Genomic DNA, 19,088 nt, shown 5'->3' with positions numbered 1-19,088 from the left:
GACATGACCCGACGTGCACATTCCCGCGTAACCGAAGGCCGCCCCTTTCCGCTGGGGGCGACCTGGGACGGGCTGGGCGTCAACTTCGCACTGTTCTCCGCCCACGCCACCAAGGTCGAGCTGTGCCTGTTCGACGCCCAGGGCAAGCGCGAGATCGAACGCATCGAACTTCCCGAATACAGCGACGAAATCTGGCACGGCTACCTGCCCGACGCCCATCCCGGCCAGATCTACGGCTACCGGGTGTACGGCCCCTACGAACCCGACGCGGGGCACCGTTTCAACCCTAACAAGCTGCTGATCGACCCTTACGCCCGGCAGTTGGTCGGCGAGCTCAAATGGTCCGAATCGCTGTTCGGCTACACCATCGGCTCCCCCGACGCCGACCTGAGCTTCGACGAGCGCGACAGCTCACCCTTCGTGCCCAAGTGCAAGGTCATCGACCCGGCCTTCACCTGGAGCGAACAGCAGCCGGTGCGCGTGCCCTGGAACGAAACGGTGATCTACGAGGCCCACCTGCGCGGCCTGAGCATGCGCCACCCGGACGTGCCCGAGCGCCTGCGTGGCACCTGCGCCGGGCTGATGAACAGCGAGTTGCTGCAACACCTGCGGCAGCTGGGCATCACCAGCCTGGAACTGTTGCCGGTGCATGGCTTCCTCGACGACAAGCACCTGCTCGAAAAAGGCATGGCCAACTACTGGGGCTACAACACCATCGCCTTCTTCGCGCCGCAGGCGCGTTACCTCGCCAGCGGCCATATCAACGAGTTCAAGGAGATGGTCGCGCACCTGCATGCCGCCGGTATCGAACTGATCCTCGACGTGGTCTACAACCACACCGCCGAAGGCAACGAGCTGGGCCCCACGCTTTCCATGCGCGGCATCGACAACGTCTCCTACTACCGCCTGCAGGCCGACAACCGGCGCTACTACGTCAACGACTCGGGCACCGGCAATACGCTGGACCTGAGCCACCCCTGCGTGCTGCAGATGGTCACCGATTCGCTGCGCTACTGGGCCACCGAGATGCGCGTGGACGGCTTCCGCTTCGACCTCGCCTCCATCCTCGGCCGCTACGCCGACGGCTTCGACGAACGCCACAGCTTCCTCGTGGCCTGCCGCCAGGACCCCGTGCTCAGCCACCGCAAGCTCATCGCCGAGCCGTGGGACTGCGGTCCCGGCGGCTACCAGGTGGGCGGTTTCCCACCCGGCTGGGTCGAGTGGAACGACCGCTTCCGCGACACCGTGCGCAGCTTCTGGCGCGGCGACGAGGGCCAGTTGCCGGACCTGGCACGACGCCTCACCGCCTCGGGCGATCTCTACGACCAGCGCGGCCGGCGGCCCTACGCCTCGGTGAACTTCATCACCGCCCACGACGGCTTCACCCTGCGCGACGTGGTCAGCTACGACCACAAGCACAACGAGGCCAACGGCGAGGACAACCGCGACGGCAGCGACGACAACCGTTCCTGGAACCACGGCGTCGAAGGCCCCACGGACGACCCGGAAATCCGCCGCCTGCGCCTGCAGCAGATGCGCAACCTGATGGCCACGCTGCTGCTCTCCCAGGGCACGCCCATGCTGCTGGCCGGCGACGAGTTCAGCCGCACCCAGCAGGGCAACAACAACGTCTACTGCCAGGACAACGAACTGGGCTGGGTGGACTGGAACCTCGACGACGAGGGTCGCGAGCTGCTGGCCTTCACCCGCCGCCTGATCCGCCTGCGCCAGGCCTACCCGATCCTGCGGCGCGGAAGATTCCTGGTCGGCGAGTACAACGAGGAGCTGGGCGTGCGCGATGTCACCTGGCTCGCCGCCGAGGGCGTGGAGATGACCGAGGACCATTGGCACGATCCGCAACGCCGCAGCCTCGGCATGTTGCTCGATGGCCGCGCGCAGCCCACCGGCATCCGCCGCAGCGGCGGCGATGCGACCTTGCTGCTGCTGGTCAACGCCGGCCACGAAGACCTCGACTTCGTGCTCCCGGAAACCGCCCAGGGTCGCGAGTGGCAATTCCTCCTCGACACCCGAGAACCGGGCCAGGACCACGAGCGCAACTGGGAATTCGGCACCGCCTACCCCCTGGGTGCGCGTTCGCTGGTGCTGTTCACCCTGCGCCGCGGCGAGGACTGACGAGCGGGGAGAATCGGTCTGAACGGCCCACCACGCCCTCAGTCGGAATCTGTAGGGGCCCCGCAAAGGGGCCCACCGATTTTTTCCGCGAGAGTCCGCGCACGCGCCGGCATCGCCGACCACCGCGCGCGCCGAGGAGGACAAGATGAAAGCAGTCGTATTCCACGACGTCGGCGACATCCGCCTGGAGGATGTGCCCGCACCCGCACTCAAGCACCCCAACGATGCCATCGTTCGCCTCACGGCCTCGGCCATCTGCGGCACCGACCTGCACTTCGTGCGCGGTTCGGTGGGCGGCATGAAACCCGGCACCATCCTCGGCCACGAAGGCGTGGGCATCATCGAGGAGCTGGGTGACGAGGTGCGCAACCTGCAGGTGGGCGACCGTGTGGTGATCCCCTCCACCATCGCCTGCGGCAACTGCTCGTACTGCCGCGCCGGCTACTACGCGCAGTGCGACAGGGCCAACCCCAACGGCAAGCGCGGCGGCACCGCCTTCTTCGGCGGCCCGGAAAGTACCGGCGCCTTCCACGGCCTGCAGGCGGAGAAGGCGCGCATCCCCTACGCCAACATCGGGTTGATCCGCCTGCCCTCGCAGATCAGCGACGACCAGGCGATCCTGCTCTCGGATATCTTCCCCACCGGCTGGTTCGGCGCGGAGCTGGCCGAGGTCGGCATCGGCGACACCGTCGCGGTGTTCGGCTGCGGGCCGGTCGGCCAGTTCGCCATCGCCAGCGCACTGCTGATGGGCGCGGCGCGGGTGTTCGCCATCGACCGCCACCCCGACCGCCTGCATATGGCCCGCCAACAGGGTGCCGAAGTGATCGACTTCGAGCGCGAGGACCCGGTTCAGGCGCTGCTCTGGCTCACCGAAGGCATAGGCGTGGACCGTGCCATCGATGCCGTGGGCGTGGATGCCGAACACAGCCACGGCGCCGAGACCGAGGCGCCGGCGCAGGAGCACAAATCCGCATGGGTGCCGGGCAACGCGCCGAGCCAGGCGCTGGAATGGGCCGTGGCGGCCCTCGCCAAGGCCGGCAGCCTGGGCATCATCGGCGTGTACGGTCCGGATCAGCGCAGCTTCCCCATCGGCGAGGCGATGAACAAGAACCTCACGCTGAAGATGGGCAACTGCCACCACCGCCGCTACATCCGCCGGCTCATCGAACTGGTGCTGGCCGGGCGCATCGATCCCGCGGCCATCCTCACCCAGGTCAAGCCGATGAACGACGTGATCGACGCCTTCGAGGCCTTCAACCAGCGCGAGACCGGTTGGGTCAAGGTCGAACTGCAACCGCAGCGCCGGGAGGCACGCCTGGGCGATGAAGAAAGAGTGCGCCCGCCGCACCGCCACTGACACAGGATGATTGGCCTATGAAGGAACTGCACATTGGCATTTCCGGCTGGCGCTACACCCCCTGGCGCGGTGATTTCTACCCTCAAGGACTGCGCCAGAAGGACGAGCTGCGCTACGCCTCGCGAGCCTTCAACAGCATCGAGCTGAACGGCTCGTTCTACGCCTTGCAGAAGCCCGAGCGCTATCGCCGCTGGGCAGAGGACACCCCCGACGGCTTCGTCTTCAGCGTCAAGGGCCCGCGCTACATCACCCACACCCGGCGTTTGAAGGACGTGGAGGAAGCCGTCGCCAACTTCTATGCCTCCGGCCCGCTGGAGCTGGGCGGCAAGCTCGGTCCGATGCTGTGGCAGGTGCCGCCGTCGCTGAAGTACGACCCGGACGTGGTCGAGGCCTTCCTGACGCTGCTGCCACGCACCACCGACGCCGCCCTGAAGCTGGCCAGGGACGCCGCCACGCGGCGCCCGCCGGAGTGGCCGACCGCCGTCGCCCGACACCCGCTGCGCCATGCCATGGAGGTGCGCCACGCCAGTTTTGCCTGCGCGGAATTCGCCCGGCAGCTGCGCCGCCACAACGTGGCGCTGGTGTTCGCCGATGCGCCGCGCAAGTGGCCCTACGGCGAAGACCTCACCGCCACCGACTTCGTCTACCTGCGCCTGCACGGCGAAAAGGAACTGTACGCCAGCGGCTATGGCGAGGCCGCCCTCAAGCGCTGGAGCGAACGCATCGCCCGTTGGCGGCGCGGCCTGCAACGGGCAGACGCCGAGCTGTTCGATCCCGCCACCCGTGGCGATCGCCGCCAGCGCGAGGTGTATTGCTACTTCGACAATGACATGAAGGTCCGCGCGCCCTACGACGCCAGCCAATTGATGGCGCTGCTGGACCTTCAGCTTGCGGGCCGCCAGGAACCCGGCCAACCGGCGGGAGACTGGCAATGACCCGCGCCGAGAACGATCTGGCCCACCCCGCCCAGGCGCAGGCCGGCACCCTGTTGCGGGTGCTCACGGTGAACACCCACAAGGGCTTCACCGCCTTCAACCGGCGCTTCATTCTTCACGAACTGCGCGACGCCGTTCGTGCGACCTCGGCGGACCTGGTGTTTCTCCAGGAAGTCCACGGCGAACACCAGTTGCACGCCGAACGCCAGCCCAACTGGCCGGCCACTCCGCATTACGAGTTCCTCGCCGACAGCATGTGGCCGGCATTCGCCTACGGGCGCAACGCCGTGTACCCCGAGGGTCATCACGGCAACGCCCTGCTCTCGCGCCTGCCGATCAGCCGCTGGGACAACCGCGACGTCTCGGTGGCCGGCACCGAGGAACGCGGGCTGCTCTACGCCCAGATCGACCTGCCGGGCGAGCGATCCCTGCACGCAGTGTGCGTGCACCTGGGCCTGCACGAGACCCAGCGGCAGCAGCAACTGCAGCTGCTCTGCGAACTGGTCGGCGAGCTGCCGGCCAACGACCCGGTGGTGGTCGCCGGCGACTTCAACGACTGGCGCTGCCGCGCCTCCGGCCTGCTCGCCGGCTGCGGGCTGCGCCCGGCCTTTCCCCGGGAAGGCGGCGAGCCGCGCAGCTTTCCGGCGCGCTGGCCGTTGCTGCGGTTGGACCGCATCTACGTGCGCAACCTCAAGGTCACCCTGAGCGAGGTGCTCAACCGCAAGCCCTGGCCTCACCTGTCCGACCATCTTCCCCTGCTGGCCGAGGTATCGCTATGAACGAGTGCTGGCGCGACGGCAACCGGGTCGAGCTGTTGATCAACGGCGAAGCCTTCTACCCCAGCGTGTTCCAGGCCATCGAAGAGGCCCGGCAGGAAGTCCTGCTGGAAACCTTCATCCTGCGTGACGACAAGGTCGGGCGCGGGCTGCGCCAGGTGCTGATCGACGCGGCGCAGCGCGGCGTGCGCGTGGACGTGATCGCCGATGGCTACGGCACGCCGGACCTGGATGCCAGCTTCCTGGGCGGCCTGCTGGATGCCGGCGTGCGCCTGCACCTGTTCGATCCGCAGCGGCCGCTGCTGGGCATGCGCACCAACCTGTTCCGCCGGCTGCATCGCAAGCATGTGGTGGTGGACGGCCAGGTCGGTTTCGTCGGCGGCATCAACTTCTGCGCCGACCACCTGGCCGATTTCGGCGTCATGGCCAAGCAGGACTATGCGGTGAAGGTGCGCGGGCCGAGCGTGCAGGACATCCGCCGCGCCTGCCTGGACCTGCTCGCCCAGTATGGCGACATGCCCGCCGCCGATGCCGTGCATCCCGGCGGCCCGGCAGGCCCCTGCCGGGCCTGCCTGGCGATCCGCGACAACCTCGACCGCCGCACCGAGATCGAACAACACTACCTGCGCGCCATCGGCCGCGCCCGGGAACGCCTGGTGATCGCCAACGCCTACTTCTTCCCGGGCTATCGCCTGCTGCGCGCCTTGCGCGACGCCGCCCGGCGCGGGGTGCAGGTGCGCCTGATCCTGCAGGGCCTGCCGGACATGCCGCTGGTGCGCCTGTGCAGCAAGCTGCTCTACGACACCCTGCTGCGCGACGGCGTGGAGATCTTCGAATACCGGGACCGTCCGTTGCACGGCAAGGTTGCAGTGATGGATCGCCACTGGGCCACGGTCGGCTCGAGCAACCTCGACCCGCTGAGCCTGTCGCTGAACCTGGAGGGCAATCTGCTGATCGAGGAATCCGCGTTCGCCAGCGAGCTGGACGACCATCTGGAACACCTGGCGGCCAGCAGTTGCCGCCGCGTCACCCGCCAGTATGCCCGGCGCGGCTACTGGTGGCGGGCGCCGCTGGTGTTCCTGAGCTTCCACTTCCTGCGGCATTTCCCTGCCATTGCCGGCCAGTTGCCGGCGCACCGGCAGGTCCTCCATCCCGCGAGCCTCGAGGAAAACGCCCGCCAATCGCAGGTGCAGCCATGAAGAACAAGAAATTCTGGAAGCGCGCCAACCGCGTCTTCAATATCGTCCTGCTGGTGGCGCTGCCGGTGCTGCTGTTCCTGTTGCTGCGCGCCACCGACTGGGACGAGGTGTTCCGCCTGCTGCGCGAATACAAGTTCAGCACCCTGGCGCTGGGCATGCTGATCGCCCTGGGCAGCTATGCCATCTTCAGCAGCTTCGACGTGCTCAGCCGCTTCTACATCGGCCACCCGCTGCCGGTGCGGCGGGTGTTCACCGTGGCCTTCGTGTGCAACGCCTTCAACCTCAACCTCAGCTCCTGGGTCGGCGCCATCGCGCTGCGCTTCCGCCTCTACGGGCGGCTGGGGATGAGCGCGGGGGATATCACGCGGATCCTCACCTTCAGCATGATCACCAACTGGTACGGCTACCTGCTGCTGGCCGGGGTGTTGTTCGTCTGTGGCTATCCCGACCTGCCGGACACCTGGTCACTGGGCCAGAGCGGCCTGCGCGCCATCGGCGTGGTGCTTCTGCTGCTGGGCGCCGGCTACCTGCTCGCCTGCCGCTTCGCCCGCCGCCGCGCCTGGGGGTGGAAGCGCTATCGGCTGAACCTGCCGACCTGGCGCCTGGCGGCGCTGCAGGGCTTCGCCGGGGCGAGCAACTGGTCGATGATGGCGCTGTTGATCTACACCCTGTTGCCGGATTCGGCGGATTACCCGACGGTGCTGGCGACGCTGCTGATCAGCAGCATCGCGGGTGTGGTGCTGCACGTACCGGCGGGCTTGGGGGTGATCGAGACGGTGTTCATCACCGTGCTGCGCGATCATTTTTCCCGTGGCGAACTGCTGGCGGCGCTGATCGGCTATCGGGTGCTGTATTTCCTCATCCCGCTGCTGCTCGCCTGCGCCGTCTACCTGTGGCTGGAGCGCCACGCAAAGAAGCTCAAGCGCCGCGCGGAACGGCAGGAGGCGGCGCGGGCTTCCTGAGCGTCGGCCCTGCCGACGGATCGCGGGTACGGCTCGCTCCTACAACGCCGGAGTAACCGGGCGCGCAGAAGCGGATTTATCCGCGATTTTCTGTGCGAGCGCTCGGGGCCATCCGCAGAGCGTAAAGCGCATCATGCGCCAGCGTTATCCGCCGCGAGGCAAGCGGCGGATAACCCGTTCCGGGTTAACCGCCCTGACGGTTCCTGATTTGCCGCGGCCCCGCGGCTACAGGTCCACCCCGTCTCCTACAGGGCGCAGGATCAGGCAGCCCAGCGGAGGCAGATCCAGCGCCAGGGACTGCGCCTGCCCGTGGGACCCGTGGGGGTCGCTGTCCAGCGTCCCGCGGCTTCCGGCGCCGGAGCCGCCGAAACTGTCCGCGTCGCTGTTGAGCAGCACCTGCCAGTGACCCGGCAACGGAACGCCCACGCGATAATGAGGGCGCGGCACCGGGGTAAAGTTGTGCACCACCAGCAGCGGCGACCCATCGCCGGCCAGGCGCAGCCAGGCGAACACGCTGTTGAGCTGGTCGTCGCCGATCAGCCAGTGGAAGCCTTCGGCGCGATCATCGAAGGCGTGCATGGCCGGCTCCTCGCGCAACAGGCGATTGAGCTCGCGCACCAGTGCCTGGACGCCGAAGTGCTCGGCATAGCGCAACAGGTACCAGTCCAGTTGCCCGTCGTGGTCCCACTCGCGCCACTGGCCGAACTCGCAGCCCATGAACAGCAGCTTCTTGCCCGGATGGGTCCACATCATCGACAGGTACAGCCGCAGGTTGGCGAACTGCTGCCAGCGGTCCCCCGGCATCTTGCCCAGCAGCGAACCCTTGCCGTGCACCACTTCGTCGTGGGAGATCGGCAGGATGAAATGCTCGGAGAAGGCGTAGAGCAGGCCGAAGGTCAGCTTGTGGTGGTGATAGCCGCGGTTGATCGGGTCCTCGCGGATGTACGACAGGCTGTCGTGCATCCAGCCCATGTTCCACTTGTAGGCGAAGCCCAGGCCGCCCTGCTCGGTGGGCCGGCTGACCCCCGGCCAGGCGGTGGATTCCTCGGCGATCACCAGCGCGCCGGGCGCCTCGGTGTGCACCACGCTGTTGAGATGGCTGAGGAACTCGATGGCTTCAAGGTTCTCCCGCCCGCCGTGGCGGTTGGGGATCCACTCGCCTTCCTTGCGCGAATAGTCGCGGTAGAGCATCGAGGCCACCGCATCCACACGCAACGCATCGATGTGATACTCACGCAGCCAGTGCAGCGCCGAGGCCAGCATGAAGCCGTGCACCTCGTTGCGCCCGAGGTTGTAGATGTAGGTATCCCAGTCCTGGTGGAAGCCTTCGAAGGGATGCGCGTATTCGTACAGCGAAGTGCCGTCGAAATGCGCCAGGCCATGGGCGTCGGTGGGGAAATGCGCCGGTACCCAGTCGAGGATCACGCCGATGCCGGCCTGGTGGCAGCGGTCGACGAAGCGGGCGAAGTCCGCCGGGCTGCCGTAGCGCGCGGTGGGCGCGAACAGCGACAGCGGCTGGTAGCCCCAGGAGCCGCCGAAGGGGTGCTCCATGATCGGCATCAGCTCGATGTGGGTGAAACCCAGGTCGCCGACATAGGGGATCAGCCGGTCGGCCAGTTCGTCCCAGGTCGGTGTGCGGTTATCCACCCACTGCCAGGAGCCGGCGTGCAGCTCGTAGATGGACAGCGGCCGGTCGACGCCCTGGCGTTCGGCGCGCTGGTTCATCCAGTCGTGGTCCTGCCAGCTGAACGGCGTCGGGTCGGGCACCCGCGAGCCCGTGGCCGGCGGCATCTCGGTCGCCAGCGCCATGGGGTCGGCCTTGAGCGGCAGGACGCCGTCGCTGCCCAGCAGCTCGTACTTGTAGATCTCACCGGGCTGCAGGCGCGGGATGAACAGCTCCCAGACGCCGGCCGGATAGCGCAGGCGCATCACATGGCGGCGGCCATCCCAGCCGTTGAAGTCGCCGACCACCGAGACCCGCCTGGCATTGGGCGCCCAGACGGCGAAGCGCACGCCGGGAACGCCGTCCATTTCCGTCACCTGGGCGCCCAGGCATTTGCCGAGCTGGCGGTGGTTGCCCTCGGCGAACAGGTAGAGGTCCAGCTCGCTCAGGGACGGGCCGAAAGCGTAGGGGTCCTCGGTGACCTGTTCGTGCTCGGGCCAGTGGATGCGCAGGCGGTAGGGCGTGCCGCTGGCCAAGGGGGATTGCAGATGGGCGACGAACAGCCCGCTGGCGTCGACCGCCTGCATGGCGGCGAGGAAGTCGTCTTGCGGCGACAGCAACTCCACCGCCAGCGCACCGGGAAGCCAGACGCGCACCACGCCGCCCTCGGCGTCGCGGTGCGGGCCGAGGAAGGCGAAGGGGTCGGCATGGTCGGCCCGCTGAAGATGGTCCAGATCGCTGCGCAGGGTCATGTACGTCCTCCGAGTAAGTGTCGCGCCAATTCAAAGAGTCCTTGCAGGGGTACTTCCAGCCAGTCGGGGCGGTGGCCGGCTTCGTAGAGCACTTCGTAGGCTGCTTTCTCCAGGCTGAACAGGGCCAGCGCGGCGCCCTCGCCTTCGCGGCCATGCCATTCGTGGGGCAGATCGACGGCGGCTGCGCGGTAAGCCTCAAGGAAGGCGTCGCGGGCCTCGCGGCGGTAGCGCACGGCCAGGGCGGCGCGCGCCGACTGCACTGCAGCAGCCTCCTCGGTACCCTGTGCGCTGCGCAGGGCCATGGCGGCGGCGTAGTCGAAGGAGCGCAGCACGCCGGTGACGTCCTTGAGCGGGCTATGGCGCTGGCGGCGCTCGGCCAGCGGCCGGTTGGGCTCGCCCTCGAAGTCGATCAGGTAGGCGTCGCCCTGCACCACCAGCACCTGCCCCAGGTGGAGGTCGCCATGGACGCGGATCATCACCCCGCCCTCGGCCAGGCGCGCGAGATTGCCCACGGCCTGCAGCAGTTCGGAGCGTTTTTCCAGCAGCCAGTCGACCATCGCCCGGCCGCGCTCATCGAGGGCCTCGCGGGATGTCCCCAGCGCCTCCAGCGCCTGTTCGATCTGCGCGCCGATGCTGCGGGTCCACAAGGCGCTGTCGGCGGCAGCGCTGCGGTGCAGGCCGAAGTCCGGCTCATCGGTGGCCTCGGCGAGCAACTGGTGCATTTCGCCCAGGCGCTGGCCGAACTTGCCGGCGAACAGGCGCAGCTCTTCCATCGCGTCGAACTCCGGTTCCGCCGTTTCCACGCCCGGCAGCAATCCGTCGCGCATGGCGCGTTCGAGCTGGTTGAGCGTCCAGCTCCAGGCATCGCCCTGGTTGCTCAGGTAGCCCTGCAGCAGGAGCAGCGTGTGCGGCTGGCCACTGGCGTCGATACGGCGCACCTCGCCCAGCAGCGGAGCGATGTTGGCGAAGCCGCGGCGGCTCAGGTAGCCGCCCATTTCCGCCTCCGGATGCACGCCGGGGAACACGCGGCGCAGCAGCTTGAGCAGCAGGCGGTTACCGATCAGCGCGGAGCTGTTGGATTGCTCGACGCCCAGCACACGGATGTCGGCGTCCTCACCGATATCGGCGTACTGCGACAGGCCCGGCTGCGGCAGGAACTGCAATTCGCCAGCCGCGCCCTGCAGGGTCGCGCCCTGGCGCAGCTGGTTGAGAATCAGCCGGCTGAAACGCGGCAGGCTGAAGGCATCGGTCAGCAGGCCGACCCTGCGTCCACGGCGCAGGCGCGCCAGCGCCAGTTGCTGCGGCAGGTCGTTGCCGGCGCTGCCCTTCTCCGGTACCGCGGCCAGCGGCAGCTGGTAATGCTCGGCGCCATCAGCACCGGTGACTTCCACCTCGGCCAGCATGGGCGCGGCGTCGGCCTCTTCCAGCGGCATGGCGTAGAGCAGATGGGCGCTGCCGGCATCCACCCGGCCGGCGGAGAACCAGCGGCGCTTGGGCAGGTAGCGCGGCAGCGAATCGCCCTCCAGCAAATCGCGGGGCGCGCCTCGCGTGAGCTCTTCAAGGCGCTGCGCCAGCACCAGGGTCGGCAGCTCGGGCATGCGCTCCACCGGCTTCACGTGCCAGGCCGGCATCTGCTGGCTGTCGGCCAGGTAGAACCAGTAGAAGCCGTAGGGCGGCAGTGTCAGCAGGTAGGTCATCCGGCCGATCGGCGGGAAGGACGAGCCGCCGAGCATCTCCACCGGCACCCGGCCATCGAAGGCCGACAGGTCCAGCTCCACCGCCTGGGCGGCGCCGGAGAGGTTGGCGACGCAGAGGATGCTGTCCTCGCTGGCGCCGTCGCCCTCGGGCCTGTATTGGCGCAGGTAGGCCAGGATGCGGCGGTTGGGGGGCGACAGCATGGTGATGCTGCCGCGGCCGAAAGCCTTCTGCTGCTTGCGCACGCCGAGCATGCGGCGCATCCAGTTGAGCAGCGAATGCGGGTCGCGCGACTGGGTTTCGACGTTGACGCTCTGGTAGCCATAGAGCGGATCGAGGATCGGCGGCAGCACCAGGCTGGCCGGGTCGGCGCGGGAGAACCCGCCATTGCGGTCCACCGACCATTGCATGGGGGTACGTACGCCGTCGCGGTCACCCAGGTAGATGTTGTCGCCCATGCCGATCTCGTCGCCGTAGTACAGGGTCGGCGTGCCCGGCATGGACAGCAGCAGGCTGTGCAGCAGCTCGATGCGCCGGCGGTCGCGCTCCACCAGCGGCGCGAGGCGGCGGCGAATGCCCAGGTTGATGCGCGCGCGGCGGTCGGCGGCATAGTAGTTCCAGAGGTAGTCGCGCTCGTCGTCGGTGACCATCTCCAGAGTCAGCTCATCGTGGTTGCGCAGGAAGATCGCCCACTGGCAGTTGTCCGGGATCGCCGGGGTCTGGCGCAGGATGTCGGTGATCGGGAAGCGGTCTTCCTGGGCGATGGCCATGTACATGCGCGGCATCAGCGGGAAGTGGAAGGCCATGTGGCATTCGTCGCCGGGGCCGCCTTCCGTCCCGCCAAAATACGGGCGGGTGTCCTCGGGCCACTGGTTGGCCTCGGCCAGCAGCATGCGGTCCGGGTAGTGCGCGTCCAGTTCGGCGCGGATGCGTTTGAGCACCACGTGGGTTTCGGGGAGGTTTTCGTTGTTGGTGCCATCGCGCTCGATCAGGTACGGGATGGCATCCAGGCGCAGCCCGTCGACGCCCAGGTCCAGCCAGTAGCGCATCACCCCGAGCACCGCGCGCAGCACCTGCGGGTTGTCGAAATTCAGGTCCGGCTGGTGCGAATAGAAGCGGTGCCAGAAGTACTGCCCGGCCACCGGGTCCCAGGTCCAGTTGGACTGCTCGGAGTCGATGAAGATGATCCGCGTCTGGTCGTAGCGGGTGTCGCCGTCGGACCACACGTACCAGTTGCGCGCCTGGGAGCCCTTCTTCGCCCGGCGGGCGCGCTGGAACCAGGGATGCTGGTCGGAGGTGTGGTTGATGACGAGCTCGGTGATCACCCGCAACCCGCGCTCGTGCGCCGCGTCGATGAAGCGGCGCGCGTCGGCCAGGGTCCCGTAGTCGGGGTGGACGCCCTTGTACATGGCGATGTCATAGCCATCGTCGCGCCGTGGCGAGGGGTAGAACGGCAGCAGCCAGAGGGTGTTCACGCCCAGTTCGGCAATGTAGTCGAGCTTCTCGATCAGCCCGCGGAAGTCACCGATGCCGTCGTTGTTGGCGTCGAAGAAGGACTTCACGTGCAACTGGTAGATGACCGCGTCCTTGTACCAGAGCGGGTCATCGAGAAACGGGCGGGTCTTGCGCTTGGCCATGTCGCGGTCCTCTACGAATTCGGGTCACTGCTCGGGGCGCAGGCGCCAGATGCCGAACGGCAGGTGCCAGGGCTCGATGCGCATCCACTGGCGCTTGCCGTGCCAGGTCCAGCGATGGCCGTTCATCAGGTCCTCGCCGCCCATGGCGGCGTCGTCGGGAAGGCCGAACTCCCAGAGCGGCAGCTCGAAGTGCGCTTCCTGGGCGTTGTGCGGGTCGAGGCTGACGGCGATGAGGATGAAGTTGCCGAGATCCTCGGTGCGCTTGCCGAACAGCAGGATGTTGTCGTTGTAGGCGTTGTAGGCCTGGAACCCGAGGTGGCTGTGCAGCGCGGGGTTTTCGCGGCGGATGCGGTTGAGCCGGGTGATCTCGCCGACTATGTTGCCGGGGCCGTGGTAGTCGCGCTGGCGCAGCTGGTACTTCTCGGAATCGAAGTACTCCTCCTTGCCCGGCACCGGGTCGGCCTCGCACAGCTCGAAGCCCGAGTACATACCCCACAGGCCCGAGCCCATGGTTGCCAGCGCCGCGCGGATGAGAAAGCCGGCGCGCCCGGAACGCTGCAGGAAGTAGGGATTGATGTCCGGGGTGTTGACGAAGAAGTTCGGCCGGTAGCAATCGCGCAGCGGCGGCTGGTTGAGCTCGGTCAGGTATTGCTCCAGCTCCGCCTTGGTGTTGCGCCAGGTGAAGTAGGTGTAGCTCTGGCTGAAGCCGACCTTGCCCAGGCGCGCCATCATTGCCGGGCGGGTAAAGGCCTCGGCGAGGAAGATCACCTGCGGATGCTCGCGGCGCACCTCGGCGATCAGCCACTCCCAGAACGGCAGCGGCTTGGTGTGCGGGTTGTCGACCCGGAACAGCGTGACGCCCTGCTCCACCCAGCCCAGCACCACCTGCAGCAACCCGAGCCAAAGGTCGGGCACTGCGTCGGGGGCATAGAAGTCGACGTTGACGATGTCTTCGTACTTCTTCGGCGGGTTCTCGGCGTGGCGTATGGAACCGTCGGCGCGCCAGCTGAACCAGCCGGGGTGCTCGCGCAGCCAGGGATGGTCCGGCGAGCACTGGATGGCGAAGTCCAGGGCGACTTCCAGGCCGTGCTCGCGGGCGGCGTCGACCAGTTTGCGGAAATCTTCCAATGTGCCCAGCTGCGGGTGCACGGCCTCGTGACCGCCCTCTTCGCTGCCGATGGCGTAGGGGCTGCCGGGATCGTTCTCGCCGGCCTGGAGGCTGTTGTTGCGGCCCTTGCGGTGGGTGCGGCCGATGGGATGGATGGGCGGGAAGTAGAGGACGTCGAAGCCCATCGCGGCGATTTCCGGCAGGCGCCGGTGGACGTCCGCGAAGGTGCCGTGCTGGCCGGGCACGCGGCTTTCCGAGCGCGGGAACAGTTCGTACCAGCTGGCAAATTCGGCCAGCTGCCGCTCCACGTCCAGCTCAAAGGTCAGGCTGCGGGTCAGGTGCGGACGGTGCTCTGCGCGCTGCATCACTTCCAGGGTGCGCGGCGCCATGAACAGGGCGAAGCGGGCCTCGCGCTCGCCGTTATCCTGCAGCTCACGGACGATCTCGCCCAGTTCAGCCTCGCAATCTTCGGGAGCGGTCTGCAGCACGCCCTGCAGCAGGTCGAGGCCCTCGCGCAATTCAAGGTCAACGGCCTGGCCGGCGGCGTACTTCTTCTCCAGCTCGTAGCGGAAGCTCGCATAGCTGTCGATCCAGGCCAGCACGATGAATTCGGCGCGGCCGACCTGCGTTGGCGTGATGTGGGCGTCCCAGTGATCGTTGCCCAGCGGCTGCATCGGCACTTTCTGCCAGGGCGCGTGCTTGTCTTCGCGCCAGGCGACTTCGGCGGCCAGCTTGTCGTGGCCATCGCAGAACAGCCGGGCGTGCACCCGGGTGCGGCGATTGCAGATGGCTTTCGCGGCGAAACGCCCGCTCTCCAGGCGCGGCTCCACGTCCTCGATGACGATGCGCGCCTGGTTGGCGGCGGCTTCGGCCCGGCTTGCGGGATTCTCCAGTTCCATTCGCGGCGCCCTCCTCGCTGCGCTGTTCGGTACAAGGCTTCCGAACCGTGAGGGCGGCGCAAGTTCAGGCTATTTTCCCGGCGGCGGGCTCAGGAGCTCTTGCGCCTCGGCGCACTCGTCCGGGCAGCGGCGCCCTTGCTGGTGCTGCGGCTGCTCCCGCCGCTGCGCTTGGCCGGCGCGCTGGCGGCACCGCGCTTCTTGCCGTCGCCCTTCAGGCTGCGCTTGAGCAGTTCGGTGAGGTCGATGATGTCGGCGCCCTCGCTGGAACGCTCCTCCACCTGCGCGACTTCGGCGAGCTGGCCCTTGGCGGCCTTCTGCTCCACCAGGCGGTGGATCTCCTCGCTGAAGGTGTCCTGGTAGTCCTCCGGCGTCCATTGCCCGCTCATGTCCTTGACCAGGCGCTCGGCCATCTCCACCTCGCGCTTGTCGAGCTTGACCTTCGACAGGTTCAGTCCCAGCTCGTCCACCTCGCGCACATCCTCCGGCCAGCGCAGGGTCATCAGCAGGATGGCGTCACCCTCGGCGCGCAGCATCGCCAGGTGCTGGCGGCTGTGCATCACCAGTTGGCAGACAGCGGCCTTGTCGGTCTTCCGCAGGGTGTCGCGCAGCAGCACGTAGACCTTCTCGCCGCGCTTCTCGGGGGTGAGGTAATAGGGCGAGTCGTAGAACGGCACCGGAATCTCGCTCACCTCGATGAAGCTCAGGATGTCGATGGTCTGGGTGGCTTCCGGCCGCGCCGCGCGGATTTCCTCCTCGCTGAGCACCACGTAGCGGCCCTTCTCCAGCTCCACACCCTTGACGATGTGTTCCTTGGGCACCTCCTTGCCCGTCACCTTGTTCACCCGCTTGTAGCCCACCGGCTCCAGGCTGCGTTCGTCCAGCCAGTCGAAGTTGGTGCCGGTGGAGCGCGCGCCGCTGTTGAGCGCCACCGGGATGTGCACCAGGCCGAAGCTGATGGCGCCTTTCCAGATCACACGGGCCATGGACAGTCCTCCTGCAGGATCACGCCATCATCGAAGTGCACGCGGCCCTCTGCATCGATGTCGCACACGCGTTCGAGCATGCGTTGCGCCACGGCCTCGGCTTGCGCCGCATTGGTGCTCAGGGGCGCATAGACCCAGAGCACCTCCACCGGCGCCCCTTCGCGGCTCACCTGGTATTCGATCAGCCCGCTGCAGCGGCCGTTCTCGCACATGGCGTCGGTCCAGGCGCAGGCCTGGGGAAATTCACGGAACATCGCGGTCCTCCCGCTGCTGTCCAGGGGAAATGGATTCCTGCTCGCGGCCGCGTTCCAGGCCATGCGGCAGGCAGTGCAGCACCAGCAATGCCAGCAGGGTGCCGAGCACCGCCGTGGCGGAGTGGCCAAGCCCCACGCTGATGCCGATGGCGGTGCTCAGCCATAGGCCCGCCGCAGTGGTCAGGCCCTTGACGTCCGAAGCACGGTTGCCCTTGAGGATGGTACCCGCGCAAAGAAAACCGATGCCGGCGGCAATGCCCTGGATCACCCGGCTGACGGCATCGGCCTCCGTCGTACCTTCGCGGATCGCCATGACGAACAACGCCGCGCCCATCGTCACCAGCATGTGCGTGCGCAGGCCGGCAGCCTTGCCCTTGCTCTCGCGCTCATAGCCCAGCACTCCGCCCAACAGCACGGCGAGCGCCAGGCGCAGCGACGCGCGGGTGATCTGCTCCACTTCGCTGAGGTCGGAAAACTCGGCGATCAACGTCGCCCAGATGCGTTCCAGGGTGTCCATGTCCGGCTCCGCAGCCCTTACCTGAATGCTGACCGGCGTCATGGCCATTTGGTTTGCTTCATTTCGTCGGCGCGCCGCCCAACCACTCGGCGGAAAGTCCGCCGATACTTCGCGCAAGCCGCGTATTGCGTGGTCCATGACTCAACCCGGCTGCTGTCAGCCGGCCTCGTGCAACCTGCAAAGGAGACCGCGGATGAGCGACGACCCCCAGAAGAGTTTTGCCAATGCCTACCAGAGCGCGCTGGTCGAAGTGGCCCTGCCAGCCTTCGCCCGCGCCAGCGAATTCGCCCGCGAACACGGTCTGGAATGCACCGTGGAATTGCTCGAGGGCCGCCGCGAGCTACCGGAGTTGAGCCTCAAGGTGCGCGGCTCCTGCCATGATCCGGAATGCGTCTGCCGCATCAGCGCCGACCCGCAGACGCAGCGGCTGTGCCACGAGAACCGTTGCGGCGAGAGCGAAGGCGACGTGCAGCAGGTGATCGGCTCGCTCGCTTCGCTGAACGAAATGGTGCTCGACACCCGCCTGCTGGAATTCTTCCAGAGCTCCTTCGCGCTGCACCTGGACTATGCGTCCAGCCGGCATGCCGGGGGGTTCTGGTAAGTCACCCTGCAGGAACGACGAAGCCCCTTGCCTGCCACGGCGCAAGGGGCTTTTGTTGGGCGCTAGCACCGTTTGATTAGAGCCTGTAAGGAAAATGAATCTATTCTATTTTACTTCCAGAGTTAAAAAATTATACATCACCTCTTATTTGTACTCTTCAGATGAAACCTTCCAATTCAAAAGAACACTCAAACTCCGATATATCTTCGCCCCGACCTTGCAAGACATTTCAATTTTGCCAACCACATAAATACTGTCAACCCCAGAAGCAATGGAATACAAAGCAACCTTGCACTCATCCAAGTCCAGACAATCCGAATTGCCCTTCATATAACTCATAACATCCACCCAAAGCTTCCAGTTCCGAGCCCCATCCTCAGTTCTGTAAATCTCCCCCGTATCAGTGATAAACCACCCCACCCTGCTATTTATCATTTTTATCCCGGAAACCCTGCCCCACCGATCACGGGGTTTGCCACTCCACTCAACATTAGCCTTATTGAAAGATTCGGAGGTATCTGAGCAATAGACATCATAACGCTCACTAAAGCAGAGAAGGCCATTCTCAACATAATCAAGCGCAAAAACCTCTAGGCGCCCGTAAAAGAACTTATTGAATGAAAAAATAGTACCCCATGTATTTCCACCATCCTTTGTGCGAAGCAGCCCTCTATTGGTTGCAGCCCAACCACTGCGATCACTTTTAAGAATTATTTTTTCAAATACGGTATCTGCATCCACATCTATGGAATGCCATGTTTTGCCACCATTTTTCGTATTAAGCAAACGCCCGATTCCGCCGACAAGGCCATAGCGCTCATCTGCGAAAGCAACGGTGTACGCCTCATCAAAACGCAAGGAATTCAACCATGGATTAGTCTTTCCAAAAGGAAATTCAGGATTATAAAGCACCCAACTTACCCCACCATCCGCTGACTGATAAATCCTACCCTCACTTCCAACTGCAACAGCCTTCTCATTGTTCAAAAACTTAATGTCGTCAATTACTTTAATCCCCTCAAAGAGTTCAATGACGCCCCAGTTTTCCTCATCTGAATTGACCTGAATAATTTTCGCATCCACTCCACCACCCAAAAACACCTTACCATCGGGGGAGCTAGAAACTGCATATATGGAATTGGCGTTTACTATTTTTGTCAGACCTATTATATCCCCAGCAAGAGAGGAAAATTTTTCGCGCCGGACCTCAGTCTTAAAATAATGAGCCTCATCTCCCTGCGCTGGGTGCGGCCGCTGGCATCCGTCTTTAAACGCATCAAACCTACAAATGTCCAAATAGAAAAAGCATACATATACAAATAGCGCAAATACGAGCACTATCAGAGCCAAAACCCAAGCCGTTAGAGAAAATCTATTACACACAAAAACGCGACATAAGCTCAACATACGCATACACACCCTCACATCGATAATCTTCCTAACCCTAAAAAATCTTCACCCTAAAATTCTTCTCACGAATACTTCCCAAAAAATATATAAAAGCTGCTGGCGGGTATCTGCTTGAGGCCTTCGAGCATGTCGAGGGTGAACTGAATAAATGAGCCATTGGACGTAGCGCGCACCGCACGAATGCGTATGGGCGAATCTTCGGGGTGC

General features: G+C 65.6%; 14 protein-coding genes. 7 read left to right on the top strand and 7 right to left on the bottom strand.

Features of this window, described 5'->3' with window-relative positions; genetic code table 11:
* The first annotated feature begins 3 nt into the window (after positions 1-3).
* From glgX to MJ122_RS06990, 6 genes are all read left to right on the top strand, one after another.
* Positions 4-2,133 (top strand): glycogen debranching protein GlgX, encoded by a 2,130-nt coding sequence (glgX, locus tag MJ122_RS07015; protein WP_239743226.1) that lies wholly within the window; start codon positions 4-6, stop codon positions 2,131-2,133.
* A 145-nt stretch (positions 2,134-2,278) separates the two neighbouring features.
* Positions 2,279-3,490 carry a zinc-dependent alcohol dehydrogenase gene (locus tag MJ122_RS07010; RefSeq protein WP_239743224.1) on the top strand — a complete coding sequence of 404 codons (1,212 nt, stop codon included), beginning with the start codon at positions 2,279-2,281 and terminating at the stop codon, positions 3,488-3,490.
* Between the two features lie 17 nt (positions 3,491-3,507).
* Positions 3,508-4,425, top strand: a complete 918-nt coding sequence (locus tag MJ122_RS07005) for a DUF72 domain-containing protein (RefSeq protein WP_239743222.1) — start codon at positions 3,508-3,510, stop codon at positions 4,423-4,425.
* Positions 4,422-5,204, top strand: coding sequence for an endonuclease/exonuclease/phosphatase family protein (locus MJ122_RS07000; protein ID WP_239743220.1), 783 nt, complete (start codon positions 4,422-4,424; stop codon positions 5,202-5,204). The genes MJ122_RS07005 and MJ122_RS07000 overlap by 4 nt, the downstream gene beginning before the upstream one ends.
* Positions 5,201-6,400: a cardiolipin synthase ClsB gene (gene clsB, locus MJ122_RS06995; RefSeq protein WP_088418554.1), complete on the top strand. Its 1,200-nt coding sequence runs from the start codon at positions 5,201-5,203 to the stop codon at positions 6,398-6,400. Before MJ122_RS07000 ends, clsB begins: the two co-directional genes overlap by 4 nt.
* Positions 6,397-7,362 (top strand): lysylphosphatidylglycerol synthase domain-containing protein, encoded by a 966-nt coding sequence (locus MJ122_RS06990; RefSeq protein ID WP_239743218.1) that lies wholly within the window; start codon positions 6,397-6,399, stop codon positions 7,360-7,362. Before clsB ends, MJ122_RS06990 begins: the two co-directional genes overlap by 4 nt.
* Positions 7,363-7,587: 225 nt before the next feature.
* Here the strand turns inward: MJ122_RS06990 and glgB are convergent, their stop codons facing one another.
* The 6 genes from glgB to MJ122_RS06960 all read right to left on the bottom strand — a co-directional run bounded on the left by glgB (position 7,588) and on the right by MJ122_RS06960 (position 16,870).
* Positions 7,588-9,777 (bottom strand): 1,4-alpha-glucan branching protein GlgB, encoded by a 2,190-nt coding sequence (gene glgB, locus MJ122_RS06985; RefSeq protein WP_239743216.1) that lies wholly within the window; start codon positions 9,775-9,777, stop codon positions 7,588-7,590.
* Positions 9,774-13,109 (bottom strand): maltose alpha-D-glucosyltransferase, encoded by a 3,336-nt coding sequence (gene treS / locus MJ122_RS06980; protein WP_239743214.1) that lies wholly within the window; start codon positions 13,107-13,109, stop codon positions 9,774-9,776. Before treS ends, glgB begins: the two co-directional genes overlap by 4 nt.
* A gap of 24 nt (positions 13,110-13,133) precedes the next feature.
* Complete coding sequence (locus MJ122_RS06975) at positions 13,134-15,116, bottom strand: alpha-1,4-glucan--maltose-1-phosphate maltosyltransferase (protein ID WP_239743212.1); 1,983 nt, start codon at positions 15,114-15,116, stop codon at positions 13,134-13,136.
* An 89-nt stretch (positions 15,117-15,205) separates the two neighbouring features.
* The gene (locus tag MJ122_RS06970) at positions 15,206-16,099 is read right to left on the bottom strand and encodes a Ku protein (protein WP_088418544.1); all 894 of its coding nucleotides are present in this window, start codon (positions 16,097-16,099) and stop codon (positions 15,206-15,208) included.
* Positions 16,087-16,353 (bottom strand): hypothetical protein, encoded by a 267-nt coding sequence (locus MJ122_RS06965; protein ID WP_017517869.1) that lies wholly within the window; start codon positions 16,351-16,353, stop codon positions 16,087-16,089. The genes MJ122_RS06970 and MJ122_RS06965 overlap by 13 nt, the downstream gene beginning before the upstream one ends.
* A complete protein-coding gene (locus MJ122_RS06960) occupies positions 16,343-16,870 on the bottom strand; it encodes an MgtC/SapB family protein (protein ID WP_088418542.1) in 528 nt (175 codons plus the stop codon). The genes MJ122_RS06965 and MJ122_RS06960 overlap by 11 nt, the downstream gene beginning before the upstream one ends.
* Before the next feature lie 193 nt (positions 16,871-17,063).
* Between MJ122_RS06960 and MJ122_RS06955 the strand changes: the two genes are divergently transcribed.
* The gene (locus tag MJ122_RS06955; RefSeq protein WP_017517867.1) at positions 17,064-17,471 is read left to right on the top strand and encodes a hypothetical protein; all 408 of its coding nucleotides are present in this window, start codon (positions 17,064-17,066) and stop codon (positions 17,469-17,471) included.
* Between the two features lie 144 nt (positions 17,472-17,615).
* Here the strand turns inward: MJ122_RS06955 and MJ122_RS06950 are convergent, their stop codons facing one another.
* On the bottom strand, positions 17,616-18,884 hold the full coding sequence (locus tag MJ122_RS06950; protein WP_239743210.1) for a YCF48-related protein: 1,269 nt from the start codon (positions 18,882-18,884) through the stop codon (positions 17,616-17,618).
* Between the last annotated feature and the right edge of the window lie 204 nt (positions 18,885-19,088).

Source organism: Pseudomonas sp. DP-17 (assembly GCF_022380625.1).
Lineage (GTDB): Bacteria > Pseudomonadota > Gammaproteobacteria > Pseudomonadales > Pseudomonadaceae > Pseudomonas > Pseudomonas nitroreducens_A.
The sequence above is the reverse complement of the archived record's forward strand: the minus strand, read 5'-3'. Positions and strand labels throughout refer to the sequence as shown.

Bases quoted from the DNA above. Each gene is read 5' to 3' on its own strand.
- MJ122_RS06970 (WP_088418544.1), bottom strand. From the start codon at position 16,099: ATGGCCCGTGTGATCTGGAAAGGCGCCATCAGCTTCGGCCTGGTGCAC.
- MJ122_RS06965 (WP_017517869.1), bottom strand. From the start codon at position 16,353: ATGTTCCGTGAATTTCCCCAGGCCTGCGCCTGGACCGACGCCATGTGC.
- MJ122_RS06990 (WP_239743218.1), top strand. From the start codon at position 6,397: ATGAAGAACAAGAAATTCTGGAAGCGCGCCAACCGCGTCTTCAATATC.
- clsB (WP_088418554.1), top strand. From the start codon at position 5,201: ATGAACGAGTGCTGGCGCGACGGCAACCGGGTCGAGCTGTTGATCAAC.
- glgB (WP_239743216.1), bottom strand. From the start codon at position 9,777: ATGACCCTGCGCAGCGATCTGGACCATCTTCAGCGGGCCGACCATGCC.
- MJ122_RS07010 (WP_239743224.1), top strand. From the start codon at position 2,279: ATGAAAGCAGTCGTATTCCACGACGTCGGCGACATCCGCCTGGAGGAT.
- MJ122_RS07000 (WP_239743220.1), top strand. From the start codon at position 4,422: ATGACCCGCGCCGAGAACGATCTGGCCCACCCCGCCCAGGCGCAGGCC.
- MJ122_RS07005 (WP_239743222.1), top strand. From the start codon at position 3,508: ATGAAGGAACTGCACATTGGCATTTCCGGCTGGCGCTACACCCCCTGG.
- MJ122_RS06950 (WP_239743210.1), bottom strand. From the start codon at position 18,884: ATGCGTATGTTGAGCTTATGTCGCGTTTTTGTGTGTAATAGATTTTCT.
- MJ122_RS06960 (WP_088418542.1), bottom strand. From the start codon at position 16,870: ATGGACACCCTGGAACGCATCTGGGCGACGTTGATCGCCGAGTTTTCC.
- MJ122_RS06955 (WP_017517867.1), top strand. From the start codon at position 17,064: ATGAGCGACGACCCCCAGAAGAGTTTTGCCAATGCCTACCAGAGCGCG.
- MJ122_RS06975 (WP_239743212.1), bottom strand. From the start codon at position 15,116: ATGGAACTGGAGAATCCCGCAAGCCGGGCCGAAGCCGCCGCCAACCAG.
- treS (WP_239743214.1), bottom strand. From the start codon at position 13,109: ATGGCCAAGCGCAAGACCCGCCCGTTTCTCGATGACCCGCTCTGGTAC.
- glgX (WP_239743226.1), top strand. From the start codon at position 4: ATGACCCGACGTGCACATTCCCGCGTAACCGAAGGCCGCCCCTTTCCG.